The 2,159-nt window shown below is 61.4% G+C and carries 3 protein-coding genes; 1 reads left to right on the top strand and 2 read right to left on the bottom strand.

What is annotated here, in order from left to right; translation table 11 throughout:
- A partial coding sequence (locus tag V6C16_RS11700) for an MFS transporter (protein ID WP_333543283.1) occupies positions 1–639 on the top strand: 639 nt, incomplete at its 5' end.
- Between the two features lie 31 nt (positions 640–670).
- Here the strand turns inward: V6C16_RS11700 and V6C16_RS11695 are convergent.
- Both V6C16_RS11695 and V6C16_RS11690 read right to left on the bottom strand, forming a co-directional pair.
- Positions 671–1,555 carry a DMT family transporter gene (locus V6C16_RS11695; RefSeq protein ID WP_000058717.1) on the bottom strand — a complete coding sequence of 295 codons (885 nt, stop codon included), beginning with the start codon at positions 1,553–1,555 and terminating at the stop codon, positions 671–673.
- 137 nt (positions 1,556–1,692) lie between these two features.
- Positions 1,693–2,085 carry a cysteine hydrolase family protein gene (locus tag V6C16_RS11690; protein ID WP_001351729.1) on the bottom strand — a complete coding sequence of 131 codons (393 nt, stop codon included), beginning with the start codon at positions 2,083–2,085 and terminating at the stop codon, positions 1,693–1,695.
- Positions 2,086–2,159: the final 74 nt, after the last annotated feature.

The raw sequence follows: 2,159 nt of genomic DNA, 5'->3' as shown, positions 1-2,159 counted from the left end.
GAACGCCGGCCGTTACGCCGGGAGGCTCTCAACCCGCTCGCTTCGTTCCGGTGGGCCCGGGGCATGACCGTCGTCGCCGCCCTGATGGCGGTCTTCTTCATCATGCAACTTGTCGGACAGGTGCCGGCCGCGCTTTGGGTCATTTTCGGCGAGGATCGCTTTCACTGGGACGCGACCACGATCGGCATTTCGCTTGCCGCATTTGGCATTCTGCATTCACTCGCCCAGGCAATGATCACCGGCCCTGTAGCCGCCCGGCTCGGCGAAAGGCGGGCACTCATGCTCGGAATGATTGCCGACGGCACAGGCTACATCCTGCTTGCCTTCGCGACACGGGGATGGATGGCGTTCCCGATCATGGTCCTGCTTGCTTCGGGTGGCATCGGAATGCCGGCGCTGCAAGCAATGTTGTCCAGGCAGGTGGATGAGGAACGTCAGGGGCAGCTGCAAGGCTCACTGGCGGCGCTCACCAGCCTGACCTCGATCGTCGGACCCCTCCTCTTCACGGCGATCTATGCGGCTTCTATAACAACGTGGAACGGGTGGGCATGGATTGCAGGCGCTGCCCTCTACTTGCTCTGCCTGCCGGCGCTGCGTCGCGGGCTTTGGAGCGGCGCAGGGCAACGAGCCGATCGCTGATCGTGGAAACGATAGGCCTATGCCATGCGGGTCAAGGCGACTTCCGGCAAGCTATACGCGCCCTAGGAGTGCGGTTGGAACGTTGGCCCAGCCAGATACTCCCGATCACGAGCAGGACGCCGATGATTTGAAGCGCACTCAGCGTCTGATCCAAGAACAACCATCCTAGCAACACGGCGGTCCCCGGGCTGAGAAAGCCCAGTAAGGAAACAACTGTAGGTTCGAGTCGCGAGATCCCCCGGAACCAAAGGAAGTAGGTTAAACCCGCTCCGATCAGGCCGAGCCACGCCAGGCCGAGAACATTGGTTCCTGTAGGCATCGGGATTGGCGGATCAAACACTAAAGCTACTGGAACGAGCAGAAGTCCTCCGGCCGCCAGTTGCCAGGCGGTAAAGGTGAGCAGAGGCACGGGAGGTTGCCACTTGCGGGTCAGCACGGTTCCGAACGCCATGGAAACCGCCCCCGCCAGGCCCGCTGCGACGCCGACAGGATCTAGCGCTGCGTTTGGTGTCAACACCAACAGCGCCACGCCCGCAGTTCCGCAAATAGCCCCCAGGACCGCCATCAATCGTATCGGGCTACCTAGCAGAGCGGCAGAGATGAACACGACCATCAGCGGCTGCACAGCGCCTACCGTCGCCGCGACCCCGCCCGGCAGGCGGTAGACCGAAATAAACAACAAGCTCCAGAATAGCGAAATATTAAGTGCGCCGAGGATGAAGATGCGCATCCACCAGATTCCCGTTGGAATCTGTCGGACGATCATCACGAGCAATAAACCCGCCGGCAACGCCCGCAGCATCGCGACCGTCATCGGTGAGAAGTTCGGCAGGTATTGGGTGGTGACAATGTAGGTGCTGCCCCAAATGGCAGGTGCTATCGCTGTGAACAATAAATCGGGCGTGCGTAATGACATGCGATTACAAGACCTCCGCTACGGCGATGGGTTTTTGAGAGTTGCAGGCGCCGCGATGACCGCACCCTGACTTGGACTGGCCCTGCCTCGCACCAATCCACCTGCGGCTATGGCCGCGATCATGCGAGGCCCGAAAATTACACGACCTGTACACGTCCGCCGAACCCGGAACGCAACAGAGCTTCGTGGGCATCCCGATCCGGGTCGTAGCAGCAGTCCTGGACCAAACGCACGTCGTAGTCCGCATCACTAGCCCAGGCGACGCTTGAAAGAACAACGCCGGTGGTGCTTATCCCGGCCATGACAAGCGTGCTTACGCCGCGCGTCCGAAGGTCGGCGTCGAGCGCCGTGCCATAAAAGACGCTGGCTCGCGGACATGCATAGAAAAGGTCGCCCCGTTCGATCGCAAGCCCTTCGACGGGCAGACCGGTGCGAAATCGTCCGCTCGGGAGATACGGTGAGATTTGGCGATTCGTCGCCGGCGGCGCATGTTCATACTCTTCGCCGAGCGAAAAGTTGGGGAACAGCACGGGCCGGCCGCGCAAGGCGTGCTGGCAGCCGTGCAGACCCTGCGTGAGATGAACGCCGACAACCTGCGCAAGGT

The sequence above is a fragment of the Desulfovibrio sp. 1188_IL3213 genome, assembly GCF_036763145.1.
GTDB lineage: Bacteria > Desulfobacterota > Desulfovibrionia > Desulfovibrionales > Desulfovibrionaceae > Desulfovibrio.
The sequence above is the reverse complement of the archived record's forward strand: the minus strand, read 5'-3'. Positions and strand labels throughout refer to the sequence as shown.

What these genes read in the sequence shown, in the direction of transcription:
- V6C16_RS11695 (WP_000058717.1), bottom strand. Translation starts at nt 1,555, where the DNA reads ATGTCATTACGCACGCCCGATTTATTGTTCACAGCGATAGCACCTGCC.